The sequence below is a fragment of the Mycobacterium sp. UNC410CL29Cvi84 genome (genome assembly GCF_000686745.1).
Taxonomy (GTDB): domain Bacteria; phylum Actinomycetota; class Actinomycetes; order Mycobacteriales; family Mycobacteriaceae; genus Mycobacterium; species Mycobacterium mucogenicum_B.
The window spans coordinates 18,692-34,648 of sequence record NZ_JMLM01000025.1 but is presented as its reverse complement, the minus strand read 5'-3'; the positions used below and the strand labels follow the sequence as shown (position 1 = coordinate 34,648).

18 protein-coding genes are annotated in these 15,957 nt (G+C 67.0%); 7 read left to right on the top strand and 11 right to left on the bottom strand.

Annotated features, from left to right (window positions below; genetic code table 11):
- Positions 1–10: 10 nt before the first annotated feature.
- Positions 11–637: a TetR/AcrR family transcriptional regulator gene (locus BR47_RS0125800; RefSeq protein ID WP_225433664.1), complete on the top strand. Its 627-nt coding sequence runs from the start codon at positions 11–13 to the stop codon at positions 635–637.
- A gap of 3 nt (positions 638–640) precedes the next feature.
- Here BR47_RS0125800 and zwf read toward each other — a convergent pair whose 3' ends face one another.
- The 3 genes from zwf to BR47_RS31505 all read right to left on the bottom strand — a co-directional run bounded on the left by zwf (position 641) and on the right by BR47_RS31505 (position 3,993).
- Complete coding sequence (zwf, locus tag BR47_RS0125795) at positions 641–2,143, bottom strand: glucose-6-phosphate dehydrogenase (protein ID WP_029105297.1); 1,503 nt, start codon at positions 2,141–2,143, stop codon at positions 641–643.
- Between the two features lie 92 nt (positions 2,144–2,235).
- A complete protein-coding gene (locus BR47_RS0125790) occupies positions 2,236–3,117 on the bottom strand; it encodes a peptidylprolyl isomerase (RefSeq protein WP_029121253.1) in 882 nt (293 codons plus the stop codon).
- Between the two features lie 69 nt (positions 3,118–3,186).
- A complete protein-coding gene (locus BR47_RS31505; RefSeq protein WP_051635006.1) occupies positions 3,187–3,993 on the bottom strand; it encodes a DsbA family protein in 807 nt (268 codons plus the stop codon).
- A 32-nt stretch (positions 3,994–4,025) separates the two neighbouring features.
- On the opposite strand from BR47_RS31505, the gene BR47_RS0125780 reads away from it, so the two are divergent.
- Positions 4,026–4,691, top strand: a complete 666-nt coding sequence (locus tag BR47_RS0125780; protein WP_029121252.1) for an MBL fold metallo-hydrolase — start codon at positions 4,026–4,028, stop codon at positions 4,689–4,691.
- Entirely contained in the window at positions 4,688–5,947 is a 1,260-nt protein-coding gene (gene hisS, locus BR47_RS0125775; RefSeq protein ID WP_029121251.1) for a histidine--tRNA ligase, read from the top strand. The genes BR47_RS0125780 and hisS overlap by 4 nt, the downstream gene beginning before the upstream one ends.
- Positions 5,948–6,109: 162 nt before the next feature.
- On the opposite strand, the gene BR47_RS0125770 is transcribed toward hisS, so the two are convergent.
- Together BR47_RS0125770 and BR47_RS0125765 are read right to left on the bottom strand one after the other, a co-directional pair.
- Positions 6,110–6,625 (bottom strand): cytochrome b, encoded by a 516-nt coding sequence (locus tag BR47_RS0125770; protein ID WP_029121250.1) that lies wholly within the window; start codon positions 6,623–6,625, stop codon positions 6,110–6,112.
- Entirely contained in the window at positions 6,622–7,686 is a 1,065-nt protein-coding gene (locus tag BR47_RS0125765; protein ID WP_029121249.1) for a catalase family peroxidase, read from the bottom strand. The genes BR47_RS0125770 and BR47_RS0125765 overlap by 4 nt, the downstream gene beginning before the upstream one ends.
- Before the next feature lie 45 nt (positions 7,687–7,731).
- Here BR47_RS0125765 and dtd point away from each other — a divergent pair, with 45 nt between their 5' ends.
- Positions 7,732–8,172, top strand: a complete 441-nt coding sequence (gene dtd, locus BR47_RS0125760) for a D-aminoacyl-tRNA deacylase (protein WP_029121248.1) — start codon at positions 7,732–7,734, stop codon at positions 8,170–8,172.
- Positions 8,173–8,215: 43 nt separating this feature from the next.
- A complete protein-coding gene (locus tag BR47_RS0125755; RefSeq protein WP_020101738.1) occupies positions 8,216–8,647 on the top strand; it encodes an Rv2576c family protein in 432 nt (143 codons plus the stop codon).
- A gap of 4 nt (positions 8,648–8,651) precedes the next feature.
- Here BR47_RS0125755 and BR47_RS31500 read toward each other — a convergent pair whose 3' ends face one another.
- From BR47_RS31500 to BR47_RS0125740, 3 genes are read right to left on the bottom strand one after another with little or no spacing between them, the layout of a single operon-like run.
- Positions 8,652–9,029 carry a ChaB family protein gene (locus tag BR47_RS31500; protein WP_051635010.1) on the bottom strand — a complete coding sequence of 126 codons (378 nt, stop codon included), beginning with the start codon at positions 9,027–9,029 and terminating at the stop codon, positions 8,652–8,654.
- A 46-nt stretch (positions 9,030–9,075) separates the two neighbouring features.
- On the bottom strand, positions 9,076–11,184 hold the full coding sequence (locus tag BR47_RS0125745) for a catalase (RefSeq protein ID WP_029121247.1): 2,109 nt from the start codon (positions 11,182–11,184) through the stop codon (positions 9,076–9,078).
- 55 nt (positions 11,185–11,239) lie between these two features.
- Positions 11,240–12,157 carry an alpha/beta hydrolase gene (locus tag BR47_RS0125740; RefSeq protein WP_036427780.1) on the bottom strand — a complete coding sequence of 306 codons (918 nt, stop codon included), beginning with the start codon at positions 12,155–12,157 and terminating at the stop codon, positions 11,240–11,242.
- Positions 12,158–12,382: 225 nt separating this feature from the next.
- On the opposite strand from BR47_RS0125740, the gene mbp1 reads away from it, so the two are divergent.
- The gene (mbp1, locus tag BR47_RS0125735; RefSeq protein ID WP_020101733.1) at positions 12,383–12,619 is read left to right on the top strand and encodes a microaggregate-binding protein 1; all 237 of its coding nucleotides are present in this window, start codon (positions 12,383–12,385) and stop codon (positions 12,617–12,619) included.
- Positions 12,620–12,678: 59 nt separating this feature from the next.
- Here mbp1 and BR47_RS0125730 read toward each other — a convergent pair whose 3' ends face one another.
- Genes BR47_RS0125730 through BR47_RS0125720 form a run of 3 tightly spaced genes read right to left on the bottom strand, consistent with a single transcriptional unit; the run spans position 12,679 to position 13,814 of the window.
- A complete protein-coding gene (locus BR47_RS0125730) occupies positions 12,679–13,209 on the bottom strand; it encodes a DUF6328 family protein (protein WP_029121245.1) in 531 nt (176 codons plus the stop codon).
- Positions 13,190–13,426 (bottom strand): hypothetical protein, encoded by a 237-nt coding sequence (locus BR47_RS0125725; RefSeq protein ID WP_020101731.1) that lies wholly within the window; start codon positions 13,424–13,426, stop codon positions 13,190–13,192. The genes BR47_RS0125730 and BR47_RS0125725 overlap by 20 nt, the downstream gene beginning before the upstream one ends.
- A 16-nt stretch (positions 13,427–13,442) precedes the next feature.
- On the bottom strand, positions 13,443–13,814 hold the full coding sequence (locus BR47_RS0125720; RefSeq protein WP_231506784.1) for a hypothetical protein: 372 nt from the start codon (positions 13,812–13,814) through the stop codon (positions 13,443–13,445).
- A 114-nt stretch (positions 13,815–13,928) separates the two neighbouring features.
- Between BR47_RS0125720 and BR47_RS0125715 the strand changes: the two genes are divergently transcribed.
- The gene (locus tag BR47_RS0125715) at positions 13,929–15,731 is read left to right on the top strand and encodes a thiamine pyrophosphate-requiring protein (protein WP_029121243.1); all 1,803 of its coding nucleotides are present in this window, start codon (positions 13,929–13,931) and stop codon (positions 15,729–15,731) included.
- Positions 15,732–15,957: the final 226 nt, after the last annotated feature.

The window sequence follows — 15,957 nt, the reverse complement described above, 5'->3', positions numbered from 1 at the left end:
GGGTGAAGGCATGGCGGGCTCGACACGGCAGCGGAATGTGCGGGGGCAAGGCGCGCTGTTGCGCGATGAAATCCTCGCCGCTGCGATCCGGGTGGTCGACTCGTCCGAGTCCACGAACGAGGTGTCGTTGCGCAGCATCGCGCGCGAGGCCGGTATCTCCAACATGTCGGTGTACGCCCATTTCGACAGTCGCGAGGACGTGCTGGCGGCTGTGGCGGAGCTGAGCTGGGATCAGGTGAACCAGGACATCGCCGAGCAGGTGCCGAGCGGCAAGACGCGGCGCGAGCGTCTGCTGCTCGGCTGCCGCGCGTATGTCGCGTTCGCCCAACGCTTTCCGTTGCGTTATGTGTTGATGGTCAAGGTGGACGAGATCACCCCGTCGGCGCGCCAGGCGCTCGAGGTGGTGACGCGCGGCCTGCTGGCCGCCGGCGGTATGGACCCCGACTCCGAGCCGGGACCCGACGCGAAGCGCGTCGCCGCGGCGCTGTCGGTCGCGCTGCACGGTGTCGCGATGCTGCACCGCACCGACACCCCGCACCTGTGGATGAGCGACTTCAGCACCTGCGAAATCATTCAGACCATGGTCGACGCGGCCATCCTGCAGCTCGAGCAGGCGACCGCGGCGCCACGGCCGTAGAACCTACTTCTTCTTGGCCTCCCGCCAACCCCGTTCGAACGGCAGCCGCCAGGCGTTGGGCGCGATCAGTTGGTGGATGGCGTTGGGGCCCCAGGTGCCGGGCTGGTAGTTCTTGACTGGCGGCGGATCCGCCAGCAGCGCAGCCGAATTCGCCCACAGCGACTCGATGCCCTCGGCAGTGGTGAACAGCGTGTGGTCGCCGCGCATGGCATCGAGGATCAACCGCTCGTAGGCCTCCAGTACCTGATCGGCGCCGTCGGCCTCGGTGGCCGAGAACTGCATCGAGAGCTTCTCGAGCTTCATTCCCGGCCCGGGCCGCTTGCCGTAGAACGACAGCGACACCTTCGAGTTGTCGGCCAGGTCGAAGGTCAGGTGGTCGGGCCCTTGAGACCCGACGCCCGAACCCGACGGGAACATGGTGCGCGGTGCCTCCTTGAAGGCGATCGAGATGATGCGCATGCCCTCGGCCATCTTCTTGCCGGTGCGCAGATAGATCGGCACCCCGGCCCAACGCCAGTTGTCGATGCCGACCTTCAGGGCGATGAACGTCTCCGTATCGGAATCCCTTGCCACGCCCTCGAGTTCGCGGTAGCCGGTGAACTGCCCGCGGACGACATCGGACACCTTCACCGGCAGCATGGACCGGAAGACCTTGTTCTTCTCCTCGCTGATGGCGCGCGGTTCCAGTGCCGTCGGCGGCTCCATCACCACGAAGGCCATCACCTGGAACAGGTGGGTGACCACCATGTCCTTGTAGGCGCCGGTGCTCTCGTAGAAGTTGGCGCGGGCGTCCAGGCCGAGCATCTCGGGAATGTCGATCTGGATGTGGTCGATGAAGTTGCGATTCCAGATCGGCTCGAACAGGCCGTTGGCGAACCGGAACGCCAGGATGTTCTGCGCGGCTTCCTTGCCCAGAAAGTGGTCGATCCGGAAAATCTGTGCCTCGTCGAAGGTTTCGTGGACGAAGTTGTTGAGTTCGACCGCACTGGCCAGGTCGGTCCCGAACGGCTTCTCCATGACGACCCGGGAGCGCTCGACCAGGCCGGCCTCGTCCAGCGTCGCGATGACGGCGCGCGCGGCCTTCGGCGGCACCGAAAGATAGTGCAGGCGGCGCACATTCGGGCCCAGCTTCTTCTCGGCAGCGGCGACCGCAGCCGCGAGCCCGGACGGCCCGGCGCTCTGCGGGACGTAGGTGAGCGTCGCGGCGAATCGTTCCCACTGTTCGTCGGTCAGGTGATGGCTGCCGAATTCATCGATCGCGGCCTTGGCGAGCTCCCGAAACTCCTCGATGCTCAGGTCCTCCAGCGAGGTCCCGACGATCTGGATGTCGGGCGCGAGTTCGGACTGGTCCAGATAGGCCAGGCCCGGCAGCAGTTTGCGTTTGGCGAGGTCGCCGGTCGCGCCGAACAGCACGATCACGTGTGGGTCGACGGCGACATCGTCGTGGCGGTTCGGCCGGGAGCCGGGCGCCGGGTACGAGATGGTCTGCGGTTTGGTGTTCGCCACGATGCGCATGATTCCACCGCTGCCGGGTCCGCGCAGGGCCTAACACGAACAAGGCCCGGTCACCGTGGTGACCGGGCCTTGCTCGTGGACTGTCAGTCCAGCTGGATGTACTTCACCGTGACCGGCTGCGCGGGCTTGCCGTCGCCGGCGCCGCCCTCGATGCCGTTCTGGGCGATCTTGTCCAGGGTGGCCAGGCCGGTGGCGTCGACGGTGCCGAACGCGGTGTAGCCCGGCGGCAGCTGCGAGTCCTGATAGACCAGGAAGAACTGGCTGCCGTTGGTGTTCGGGCCGGCGTTGGCCATCGCGAGCGTGCCGCGCGGGTAGACGACCGGCTGGCTCAGCGCCGGGCTGTCGGGCTGGTACTGGTTGGTCGGGTACTCGTTGGCGAACTGGTAGCCGGGGCCGCCCATGCCGGAGCCCGTCGGGTCACCGCACTGCAGGACGTCCAGGCCGCCCTTGGTCAGCCGGTGGCAGGGCGTGTCGTTGAAGTAGCCCTGCTGTGCCAGGCTGGCGAAGCTGTTGACGGTGCACGGGGCCTTGGCGTTGTCCAGGGTCAGCCCGAGGTTGCCCTGGTTGGTGCTCATGCTGGCCGTCACCGTCGGCGGGGTGGTGGGGATCTTGCCGGTGCGCGGCGGGTTGACCTTCTTGCTGGCCTGCTCCGACGACGCCGGGTACTGGCAGTTCTCGCCGAGGCCGGCGGGCGCCACGAACGGTGGCAGCTTGCCGTCGGCGGGCGGGTTCTGCGCCGGGGCGGTCGAGCTCTCGGTCGACGCCGAGGCGGTCGCCGACGAGGACTTGGAGTCCTTGTTGAGATAGATGACACCGAAGACGGCGCCGCCGATCACCGCGAGCACCGCGACCACCGACGCGGCGATGGTCATGATGCGCTGCTTGCGGGCCTTCTCGGCCCGGCGCTCCAACTGCCGTTCCAGCTTGCGCTTGGCGGTCTCCCGCCGTTGTTCATTCGTCGGCACCGCCGAAGCCCTCCTCGTCACGGTCGGGGCGAAGTGCCCCGACTTATGGTCGGCACCGAGTGTGCCAGGTCACCCTGAGACGGTCTTGAGCTGGTCCAGCAGCGCCTGCGGATCGGGATGCAGCAGCACGGCGTCCCCGATGTCGGTGCCGTTGAGCAGAACCGTCGGCGTCGAATTGATGCCCGCGCTCTTCACCGCGTTGTTGACCATGGCCCGGTACTTGCCACCGGTGATGCAATCGGCGACCGAATCCGGGGCGCCGGCCTTCTCGGCCTGTGCGACCAGCTCGTCGTCGGACGGGAAGGTCTGCGCCGATTCGTCGGGCTGATGCGCGAACAGCGCGGCGTGGAACCGCTGGAACGCCGCGGTGTCGGCGTCGGCCACGCAGTACGCCGCCGCGCCGGCCCGGACCGAGTACGACGTCAGGTCGCCGCGGCCGAGGATCGACACCATGGTGTAGTCCACGGCGACGCGGCCGTCGGTGATCAGCTTGCCGATGGTCGCGCCGTAGACCTGCTCGAACCGGCCGCAGAACGGGCACAGGAAGTCCTCGTAGACCGTCAGTGTGGCCTTCGGCTCGGAGCTGCCCGGTTTGGTGGCCACGTTGGGCGCGGCCAGCCGGATCGAGCGCAGCGGCGTCGGGCCGGCGTCGGCGGATGACGTCTCGGCGGCCCCACCCACGGGCACGTTCTTGTGCCGAAGCACGATGACGGCGGCGACGCCGGCCGCGACCAGCGCGATGACGGCGATCACGGCGAACATCACCCAGCCGGTGCGGGACTTCTTCGGCGGCGGAAAGCCCGGAACGTATTGCGGCGCACCGTAGTACTGGGGCTGGTCGGGCGGCGGGGGTCCCCAGGGTCCTGGCTGCGTCATGGAGGCAGTTTCCCACGTGGGAAAATGGCTGCGTGTTGTTGACGGGGTTTCCGGCCGGGATGTTGCAGTGCAACTGCTACGTCCTCGCGGCGCGCGCCGGGTCGGACGCCATCATCGTCGACCCGGGCCAGCGGGCCATGGGCCGCATCCGCGAGATTCTGGATGAGAACCGGCTCACCCCGTCGGCGGTGCTGCTCACCCACGGCCACGTCGACCACATCTGGTCGGCGCAGAAGGTGGCGGACACCTACGGCTGTCCGGTGTACATCCACCCCGAGGACCGGTTCATGCTGACCGATCCCATCAAGGGGTTCGGTCCGCGGCTGGCCCAGCTGGCGTTCGGGGTGCTGTTCTCCGAGCCCAAGCAGGTCGCCGAACTCGACCGCGACGGTGACAAGCTCTACCTGGGCGGCATCACCGTGACGGTGGACCACACTCCGGGGCACACCCGGGGCTCGGTGGTGTTCCGCGTGAGCGACGGTCCCGCCGAGCTGGCGTTCACCGGCGACACCTTGTTCAAGCAGTCGGTGGGCCGCACCGATCTCCCGGGCGGCAGCGGCCGGGACCTGCTGAACTCGATCGTGACAAAACTGTTGGTGCTCGACGACGACACCGTGGTACTACCTGGGCACGGCCCACAGACCACGATCGGCGCCGAACGCCGCACCAACCCATTCCTCGAAGGCTTATCAAGTTGAGCGATTTTCAGGCGCCCAAGGGCGTCCCGGATTACCTGCCCCCGGACTCGGCGGAATTCGTCGCGGTACGCGACGGACTGCTGAACGTCGCGCGGCTGGCCGGGTATGGCCACATCGAGCTGCCGGTGTTCGAGGACACCGCGCTGTTCGCCCGCGGTGTGGGTGAGTCCACCGATGTGGTGTCCAAGGAGATGTACACCTTCGCCGACCGCGGTGACCGCTCTGTCACGCTGCGGCCGGAAGGCACCGCCGGCGTCATGCGGGCCGTCATCGAACACGGGCTGGACCGCGGCGCGCTGCCGGCCAAGCTGCGGTACTCCGGACCGTTCTTCCGGTACGAGCGGCCGCAGGCCGGCCGCTACCGCCAGCTGCAGCAGGTGGGTGTGGAGGCCATCGGCATCGACGATCCGGCACTGGACGCCGAGGTGATCGCCGTCGCCGACGCCGGCTTCCGCTCGCTGGGCCTCGACGGTTTCCGCCTGGAGATCACTTCGCTGGGTGACGACACCTGCCGGCCCCAGTACCGGAAGCTGTTGCAGGACTTCCTGTTCAAGCTCGACCTCGACGAAGACACCCGGCGCCGCGCCGAGATCAACCCGCTGCGGGTGCTCGACGACAAGCGGCCGCACGTCAAGGAGATGACGGCGGACGCCCCGGTGATGCTCGATCACCTGTCGGAAGCCGCCAAGGAACACTTCGACACCGTGCTGGCGCACCTGGACGCGCTGGGCGTGCCGTACGTGATCAACCCGCGCATGGTCCGCGGCCTGGACTACTACACCAAGACCACGTTCGAGTTCGTGCACGACGGCCTCGGCGCCCAGTCGGGCATCGGTGGCGGTGGCCGCTACGACGGCCTGATGAAGCAGTTGGGCGGGCAGGACCTGTCCGGGATCGGCTTCGGCCTCGGCGTGGACCGCACGGTGCTGGCGCTGAAGGCCGAGGGCAAGACGGTGGCCTCTCCCGCGGCCGTCGACGTGTACGCCGTGCCGTTGGGCGCACCGGCCAAGCTGGAACTGGCGAAGATCGTTGCGGCCCTGCGTGGTTCGGGTGTCCGCACCGACATGTGCTACGGCGACCGTGGCCTCAAGGGTGCGATGAAGGCCGCCGACCGCTCGGGCGCCAAGGTGGCCCTGGTGGCCGGCGACCGCGACATCGAGGCCGGCACCGTCGGCGTCAAGGACCTGTCGAACGGCGAGCAGGTCGACGTGCCCATCGCCGACGTCGTCACCCAGGTCGTCGCCCTACTTCATTAACCGCGAGCGGCCGTGTCTGTACGCGACACGCCGCCCATCCTCGGCGTTTTGGGGCCGCTCGTCAGCGCTGGGCGGCCCCAAAATGCACATCCCACACGGCGTTTCGGTGTACAAACTCCCCCGCAAGCGGGAGGTACCCCCAGGCCGGCTCGGGGGATTGCGTTAGCCCGTCATGCGGCGCAGCATGCCGTCGCGCAGTGTCAGGGTGTGGAGCAGGATGGCGCTGACGTGCGCGGCGATGGCGGCCACCAACAGGTAGGCCACCACCGAATGTGCCTGCCGCAGAATGCCGTACAGGTCACCGTCGAAGGGGACGAGGCTGGGGAGCGTCAAACCGAACGCCCGCACCGGGCTGCCCGAAGCCGACACCATGGCCCAGCCGACCAGTGGCTGCGCCAGCAGCATGGCGTACATCCCCAGTTCGGACGCGGCGACCAGTTTGCCCTCCAGCGGCCCCACGGTGTCTGGCCATTTCGGCGGCTTGTGGGTGAATCTGTTTGCCGCCCGGACGATCACGATGACCAGGATGCTGATGCCCAGCGTCATGTGGACGGCGACCAGGGCGCCGTGGGAGCCGATCCGGTCGGTCATGGTGAAGCCGATCAGCAGCGCGGCGAACACGGCGACCGCGGTCAGCCAGTGCAACACGCGGGTGCGGATGGGGAAGCGGTCGGTCACGGCTTGACCTCCTGAACCTGAACGGCCGGAGCGGTTTTCGGTTCGATTGTCCGGGCCCGGTACGACCCGGCGTACACCGCCGACCGGGCGCTGAGCAGCGGATCGTCGGACGGCTCGATGCCGTCGGGCAGGACCAGCGGATCGAAGTTGATGTCGCGAGCGTTGCCGGCGGCGTCGGTCTGGGCTTCGGTGAGGGTCAGGACGCCGGCGTCGATGACCTGCCGGTCGGCCGGCCAGGGCAGCGTCGGGTCGGTCGGGTCGCCGTCGCGCCCGACCGTCAGTCGCAGATTCCATTGCAGCGGAGTCTTTTTCAACTGAATGATCAGCGCGTCGAACAACGCGTTGGGATCGTCGGACTTCGGTGGCAGCGCCGTCTGCTGCGGCACGAACGACCACCGGACCGGCGTGCGGACACCGGAATGGTTCACCAGATAGAACTTGTGCAGACCCGCGAACGTACTGTCGGCGAAACCCGGTGTGGGCGGGCTCTTCTTGACCAGTGCAGTCGCCGCCGCGGTCTCGGGATGCCGGCTGAGGAAGTCGGCCATCAGCTGCGGGTCGGGCTTCCCCGTGCCGGCCACCGGCTTGGACGCCAATAGTCGGTCATAGAAGCCCTGCGGTGAATTGTCGACGAACACCGGAAGGTTCAGCATCGCGGTACGCCATTGGCCGGCGCCCGGGAAGCCGATGGCCAGCCCGAGCCCGCGCGCTGCGCCCGGGGTGTCGGCGACCGTTGGGTCCCCACCGGCCAGAGAGAAGCGACCTGCGACGGGCGTCTCACCCGGCCCGAAGACCGCGGCACGGGACAGGGCGGCCGCGTTGCCGTTGCTCATGAAGTGGCCGACCACCGAGACGCCTTTGGCATGGTTCTTCCGGAATCCGGGGTGAGCGCCGAAGACGCTCCGGAAGCCGTCCAGGAACGTCTGGCGGGTCAGCGTCCCGGCGCGGCTGGTGTACGCGACCAGTCCGAGGTCCACGGCGAGGAACGCCCCGACGGCGCCGAGGCCGACCAGGATCGAACGCCGGGTCAGGGGAGTACCGCGCCAGGATGGGCCGTCCATGACCACCAGAGGTACCACGAAACTGCTGTGGCAGCATCTGCGAATGTGCGGGTATTGGTGCAGCGGGTGACGTCGGCGCGGGTGACGGTCGACGGGCGGACCGTCGGTGAGATCACCCCGAACCCTCAGGGCCTGGTGGCGCTCGTCGGTCTCACCCACACCGACGACGCCGCGGTGGTGCGCAAGATGGCCGACAAGCTGTGGCGGCTGCGCATCCTGGACGGCGAGCTGAGCGCCGCCGATGCGAGCGCTCCGATCCTCGTCGTCAGTCAGTTCACCCTCTACGCCGACACCGCCAAGGGGCGCCGGCCGTCCTGGAATGCCGCGGCGCCCGGTCCGGTTGCCGAGCCACTCGTCGACGAGTTCGCGGCGGCGCTGCGGGCGCTGGGGGCCGAGGTCGCCACCGGGCAGTTCGGCGCCCACATGCACGTCGAACTGGTCAACGACGGGCCGGTGACGGTGTTGCTGGAGCTGCAGGCGGGGTGATACGGCTGATGCAGGGTGTAACGGTCCGGTACGGTCAGTCGATATGACCGGCATGCGTAAAGCGACAGTCAAGTTGTCAGTGGTGTGTGGCGCGGCAGCAGTGGCGGCCGCTGGGCTGATGGCGCCGGTGGCGTCTGCCGCCCCGGCCGGCCACGAGGTCCGGTACACGCTGTCGGTCGGCGGCCCTGCCACCTTCGACCTGCTCTACCTGGTCAATCAGCCGGCGAACAAGGCCGCGTACAACGCCGACGCCTACGCCTACCTCAAGCGCGAGACGGTCACCGTCGGACCGGACGCCCCGTGGGTGTTCACCACGACGCTCGCCGACCCGCAGTGGGCCATCTTCACCGTCAGCAGCACCACGCACGGTGGCCAGGCCGCCCCGGACTCGACGTGCGACATCGCGGTCGACGGGCAGTCGGCAGCACACCAGACCGCGCCGTACAACGTGCAGTGCCAGCTCGGTCAGTGGTAGTTCGCTAGCGGCGGCTCGCCCGCCGGTTGGCCTTCTCGATCGCCTCGACCAGCTCGCCCTTGTTCATGGTCGACCGGCCCCGGATGTCGAGCCGGCGCGCGACGTCCATGAGGTGTTTCTTGGTGGCCTGGGTATCCACGCCCTCGGCGGACTTGCCGCGGGCGTTGGGCCCGCCGCTGCGCGCCCGCTCGTCGGACGGGCCCTTGTGGTCTTTCTTCTCCCAGTGGTCGCCGACCTTCTCATAGCTGTGCTTCAGGGCTGAGTACGCGACCCGGTGGGCACGTTCACCTTCGCCGTATTCCTCGGCGGCCGAGTGGCTTGCCCCTGCTTCGTGGTCTTCGGCATGCCACTCCTCCTCACGGTGGTTGATTGGTGTCCGAATCGTCGTCCACGACGGGAAAGAACGACTCGGTCGCGGGGCGTAGACATCAGGCCGGCACCGCCTCCGTCGCCCGGTTCCAGGTCCGGTGCCGCCGGATCGTGTCGATGAAGGCCTCGATGAACAGCGCGTCAAGCGCGCCGCCGTGTGAGGTCGTGGTGACAACGCCTCTGTCCGTGTGGGTTTCGGTGAGCCCGGCGGATTCGGGATTGATGCCCGCGGCGCGCAGCAGGCCGACGCCCGCACCGAACGCGGCGATGGGCTTCAGGTGCTTGTAGGCCTCGGCGACGAAATGGATCGCCGAACCGTCCTGGGCGAGCAGCTCGACGGAGTCCAGCGCCCCCGGAACCAGCACGGCATCGTAGAGCGTCGACGACGTGGTGTTGAGCCCGAGATCCACGCCGAGTTCCTGGCCGGTGTCGGTCGTGATGGTGCCGCCCCCGATGAGGCCGACGACGTCGACGGTGGCGCCCTGCTCCCTGAGCGCGGCGGCAGTCCGCTCGGTGCCGCGCAGGTCCACGCCGTCGGCGGCCAGGACGGCGATTCGGCGGCTGACAATGGAATCGGTCGCGGTATTCATCTGCGACAGTGCCGGCGACGGCGTCACGTGGTCGGGCACGGCGACCTCGTCAGGCGCAAGCAGTCCGAGCTTGGCGGCGACCCGCTCGGCGAGCTCGTGATCGATCATGTTGAGCTGTGCGATGACTCGGGGCCGGATGCCGGTCTCGGGTCCGACCTTGCCGAGTTCGAACGAGAACGCGGCGACGATGTGGTCCTTCTCGACGGTCGACATACTGAGCCAGAACATCCGGGCCTGGCTGTAGTGGTCTTTGAAACTCTCTGCGCGGCTACGGATCTTCTGACCGTCGACGCGTTCGGTGTAGTGCCGGTAGGCGTCCGCATCCGCCAGCGCCGGACAGCCACCGCCGAGGTTGTTCTTGAGGTAACTCGTGGTCCCCTGGGCAATGGTGTGCTGGCCGTAGCCATCCCGCTGATTGTTGGTGACTGCCGCGATCGGCCGGTTGACCGGCAGTTGCGCGAAATTGGGCCCACCCAGGCGGATCAGCTGGGTGTCGAGGTACGAGAAATTACGGAGCTGCAGCAGGGGATCATTGGTGAAGTCGATACCGGGTACCAGATTGGCGGTGTGGAAGGCGACCTGTTCGGTCTCGGCGAAGAAGTTGTCGGGGTTGCGGTCGAGCACCATCCGGCCGACGGGTATCACCGGAACCCGTTCCTCGGGAACGAGTTTGGTCGCATCGAGCAGATCGAACGGGAAGGCGAACTCATCGGACTCGGGGATCAGCTGTACACCCAGCTCCCACTCGGGGAACTGGCCGGCCTCGATGGCGTCCCACAGGTCACGGCGATTGAAGTCCGGATCCTTACCGGCGATCTGCTGGCATTCCTCCCACAGCAGTGAGTGCACCCCGAGTTTCGGCGTCCAGTGGAATTTCACGAAGACGCCCTGGCCGGCGGCGTTCACCAACCGGAAGGTGTGCACACCGAAGCCCTGCATCATCCGGTAGCTGCGTGGCAGGGCGCGATCGGACATCAGCCACATGATCGTGTGCAGCGTTTCCGGCTGCAGCGACACGAAGTCCCACAGCGTGTTGTGGGCGGACGCGGCTTGCGGAATCTCGTTGTGCGGCTCCGGCTTCACCGCGTGCACGAAGTCGGGGAACTTGATGCCGTCCTGGATGAAGAAGACGGGGAAGTTGTTGCCGACGAGGTCGTAGTTGCCTTGCTCGGTGTAGAACTTGGTGGCGAAGCCGCGTACGTCACGCACGGTGTCGGCGGAGCCGCGGGAGCCGGCGACGGTGGAGAAGCGCACGAACACCGGCGTGCGCAGGCCCGGCGTGGTCAGGAATTTCGCCGTGGTGAAGTCGGCCAGCGAGTCGTCGTAGGGCTCGAAGTAACCGTAGGCCCCTGCGCCGCGCGCGTGCACGACGCGCTCCGGAATGCGTTCGTGGTCGAAGTGTGTGATCTTCTCCCGCGCATGGAAATCCTCCAGCAGGGTCGGACCGCGCTCACCTGCGGTGAGGGCGTCGTCGGTGTGCGGAACCCGCACGCCCTGTTGGGTGGTCAGGTACCCCGCGTTGTTGTCGACCCGCGCGGCGTCGAGCTGCTCGTGCTTCGCATTCGATGTTTCGTCCACCGTGTCTGGTTACCCAAGGCGATGGCCAACAAACGCGGCGGTTGGCGGCCCTGGTTCACAGCGAGGCGGCCGACGGATATTCCGGTGTGTCGCTGTCCGCCACGGGGGTGACCTCCTTGACGAAGTCGCCGATGTAGCGGATAGCCCGGCGTCCTTCGGGCAGGACGGCGGCGGCGAGTGGGAAATCGTGAATCTGCCCGTCCCACATATGAAGTTCGCACTGCGCCCCCGCTGCGGTCAGGCGTTCGTACATCAGTTCCGCGTCAGGCCGGAGGAACTCGTCGCTGCTCACGTGGATCGACACCGGCGGCATCTGGTGCAGGTCCGCGTCGACGGGTGAGGCGATGGGTTGCCCGGACTGGCTCTTCTCACCGTGCGTGGCGACGTAGCGCATGAACGATGTCATCGCACGCGCGGTGAACATGGCGCAGCGGTCCTTGCCACCGGGGGATTTGTCGCGCGGGTTCAGCGTCGTCAGGGGAGAGATGGCCGCCACGCCGGCGGTCGGCGGGTGACCGTGCCGAAGCAGTTCCGCAGCGGTCTGCAGCGCGAGGTAGCCGCCCGCGGAGTCCCCGGCCACCACGATCTCGGACCAGCGGTAGCCGCGGTGCAGCAGCCAGCGGAGCCCGTCGGCCGCGTCGGCCAGCGCCGCCGACAGCCCGTGGTCGGGCAGCATGCGGTAGCCGACGTTGAGCACCTCGGCCTCAGCGCTGCGGGCCAGCCGCGCCACCAGGGATCGGTGCGTGTTGAGGCCGCAGGTGAGGAACGCCCCACCGTGCAGATAGAGGATGGCGCGACGCGCCGACGAGCCTGCGGTGCCGATCAATTCGGCCGGACAGGACGGCAGGCGGACCCGTTGCACAGTCGTCGATCTCGGCAGGGGGGCCAGCGCGGCGACCTGATCGATGGAACTGAAGGGCCAATGCAGATTCGGTTGCAGGGCCCACATCCGCACCACGTTCTTCACGAACACCCGACAGACGGCGCCGATCGCCTGAGATTGCGGACTGCGTCGGCGATGGTGATGCCGTACTCCCTGGTCACGCCGGGTATTTCGCATGGTGATCAACTCCTGGACACTCGGGTACCCGTGCCAGATTTTGGTGAAACGTTGCGTCAGAGGAGGTTTCCGATGGGTACAGACCAGGTATGTCGGTAGTGCCGGAGATCAAGAGCCGCAATATAAGGAGGAAATGCAGTGGGAGAGCACAAGAGTGGTCCCGAAGAGGGCATCAAGGGCACCGTCGAGGGTGTCAAGGGCAAGCTGAAGGAAGCCGCAGGCAGCGTCGTCGGCCGGGATGACCTGGTCCGTGAGGGACAGGCACAGCAGGACAAGGCCGACGCCGAACGCGATGCGGCCAAGCGTGAGGCGGAAGCTGAGTCGGCCCGTGCCGGCGCGGCGGCCGCTGAGAAGCGCCAGCAGCAGAACCAGTAAGCCAGAACGGCCCGGCCTCCTTCAACCGTGGGGAGGCCGGGCCGCTTCGTGTTCGAAAACTATTGTGCGCGAGCGGTATCGCTGCGTCTGCTGTTCTGCATCGCCAACGGCACCAATACCCAGAACGTGCAGAAGCCGGCCAGCCCGATGCCGCCGGCGACCCAGCCCGCCACCTGGCCCGCGACGGTGCCGAAGATCAACTCGGTCACGCCGGTCAGGGCGATCCCGAGCAACAACAGGCCGTAGAAGGCGCATCGATGTGCCGCGGCGACGATCAGCGGCATGCGCCGTTGCCGAAACAGGATGCGGTGCATGCCGACTGGGGCGATCAGCAGAATCGTCGACGCGACCGAGAAGCCGACGGTCGCGAGGTAGACGGTCTGGCTCTGGTCATCCAGCGTGCTGAACCGCTGTTGGAACGGCAGGGTCAGCAGGAAACCGGTGAGCAGCTGTACTCCGGTCTGTGCGACACGCAGTTCCTGCAACAGACTCGACCAATTGCGGTCCAGCCGTTGAGTTTCGGTCTCGTGACGGGCTATCCGGTCCCACCTCTGGTCGGACGGTCCCAGGTCACCGTGCTCGTCCGTCATCGGATACATCGCTCTTGCGTCGAACCTTTTCCGTGTCGACGACGATGACGCGGTCGTCGGGCCCCGAACCGTAAAAACTGAAGACGTCTCGGTAGCGCGAGGAGTCCACCCGGATCTCACGGACGGTGAGCCACCGGCCACCGGCCGGGTCCTCGATGATGTCACCCTTCGTCACGTCCGCAGGTCGGACGGCTTCGATGTTGGTATCAATGGTCATCGGAACCCCTTGATTTTCAGGGGGTTTCGAAGGTGAACGTGAGGACGATGAATCCGGCGATCAACAAGGCCCAGGCGACCAGCGGTACCACGATGCCGCGTCGCGTGCGCGCCGTCACGAAGGACAGTGCGATGGCCAGCACAGCGACCACCGGCGCGCCGTACTCGATGAGGCCGAACACGAACGGGCTCGGGCCCGGCTTGGCGCAGGTCCGTTCGGAACAGCCCGCGGTCGCGAGGACCTGGGCGTACTGATACAGGATGATCGCGAAGGCGCCTGGCACGGTGAGGCCGGCCAGCACCCAGTTGATGACGGTGCGTCGCCGGTGTCCGGCTTCCTGTGCGTCTGCATCGTGTTGCGCGATCGCCCCGGCCTGGACCTCAGACATCGACACCTCCCGGGTGGTAGCGGCTTCCTTCGTACTGTCCTGCTGGGGGCGTACCCGGGCGGCCGAACCGCGAAACGCCTGTTTCGTCCGGTACCTCAGGGGTACCACGCCGGGATGACGATGACTGTTGGGGATTACCTGCTCGAGCGGCTGAGGCAATGGCATGTGCGTCACGTGTTCGCCTATCCGGGCGACGGTATCAACGGGATCGTCGCCGCATTCGGCCGCAGTGACGATGAGCCGCAATTCATTCAGACCCGCCACGAAGAGATGGCAGCGTTCGGCGCCACGGGGTACGCCAAATTCGGCGGGGGTGTCGGTGTCTGTATGGCGACGTCGGGTCCGGGCGCCATCCACCTCTTGAACGGGCTGTACGACGCGAAGCTCGACCGCGTTCCGGTGGTGGCAATCGTGGGCCAGACGGCGCGCAGCGCGATGGGCGGTAGTTATCAGCAGGAAGTCGACCTGCACAGTCTCTACAAGGATGTCGCCAGTGACTATCTGGTCGAGGTCAATGTCGCCAACCAGCTGCCCAACGCGCTCGACCGGGCGATCCGCATCGCGCTGGCGAGGCAGGCGCCGACGGCCCTGGTGATCCCGTCGGACCTGCAGGAGCAGCCGTACGAACCGCCGCAACACGAGTTCAAGCAGGTGCCGTCGAGCGATCCGGAGTACGTGCCACCCGCGGTGTATCCGCAGAACGAACAGGTCCGCAAGGCCGCCGATGTACTCAATGCCGGTGAGCGCGTGGCGATTCTGGTCGGTCAGGGTGCCCGCCGGGCCGCCGACCAGGTGCGCGAACTCGCCGACAAGACAGGCGCCGGGGTCGCCAAGGCGCTGCTGGGCAAGGACGTGCTGCCGGACGACCTGCCGTATGTCACCGGATCCATCGGGCTCCTCGGGTCGCGGCCGAGCTACGAGATGATGCGCGACTGCGACACCCTGCTGATCGTCGGATCGAATTTTCCGTACAGCCAGTTCCTGCCGAAGTTCGGCCAGGCCAGGGGGATTCAGATCGACATCGACGGAACCGCGATCGGTATGCGCTACCCGACGGAGGTGAACATCGTCGCCGACGCGGGTGCCGCGCTCGGTGCGCTCCTGCCGCTGGTGGAGCCGAAAACCGACCGGACATGGCGAGATACCATCGAGCACAACGTCTCTCGCTGGTGGGACACCATCGAGCGTCAGTGCATGTTGTCGGCCCGACCGGTGAACCCGATGCGGATCGCGTGGGAACTTTCGCGGCGGATACCGTCGACCGCCATCGTGACGGCCGACTCCGGTTCGTCCACCAATTGGTACGCGCGGTGTCTGAAGTTCCGTGGTGAGATTCGGGGTTCGCTATCGGGCACGCTCGCCACCATGGGACCCGGGGTGCCATACGCGATCGGTGCGAAGTTCGCGCATCCGGACCGTCCCGTGGTGGCGCTCGTCGGAGACGGCGCGATGCAGATGAATGGTATGGCCGAGCTGCTGACCATCAAGCGCTACGCCGAGCAATGGTCCGACCCGCGCCTGGTGGTGTGTGTCTTCCACAACGGTGACCTCAATCAGGTCACCTGGGAGTTGCGGGCAATGGGAGGAGCGCCCAAGTTCGTGCCGTCACAATCGCTACCGGACGTCTCGTATGCCGAAATCGCCTGTGCCATGGGGCTGGATGGCATCGCGGTTGACAACCCCGAGCGGCTCGGCGAGGCCTGGGATCGGGCGCTGGGTGCCGACCACCCCGTGGTGCTGGACGTGCGGTGCGACCCCGAAGTGCCGCCGATCCCGCCGCACGCCACCTACGAACAGATCAAAGATCTGACGGCCGCGATTCTCAAGGGCGATCCCAACGGCTGGCACCTGGTGTATCAGGGGATGAAGACCAAGGCGCAGGAATACATCGCCCGTTCTGGTGGTGGCGCCGGGTAGCCCCGTGTAGTGTGAGAAGCACGACGCTGTTGTACAGCGTGGCCGCTTAGCCAAAAGCGGCGTCGGTCGAGAGACTGCAGCTCGGCGCGTGAATCCGGTCCAGAGCGGGGCCTCCATTCTCAGGATTCGCCGGTTGCGGTCGGGCTCGACTTCGGCAGATTGCCGTTCCGCCTCCACGGCGGAAGCCAGCACGTCGCGGACCCCGTAATTGTGTATGCCGTCAATC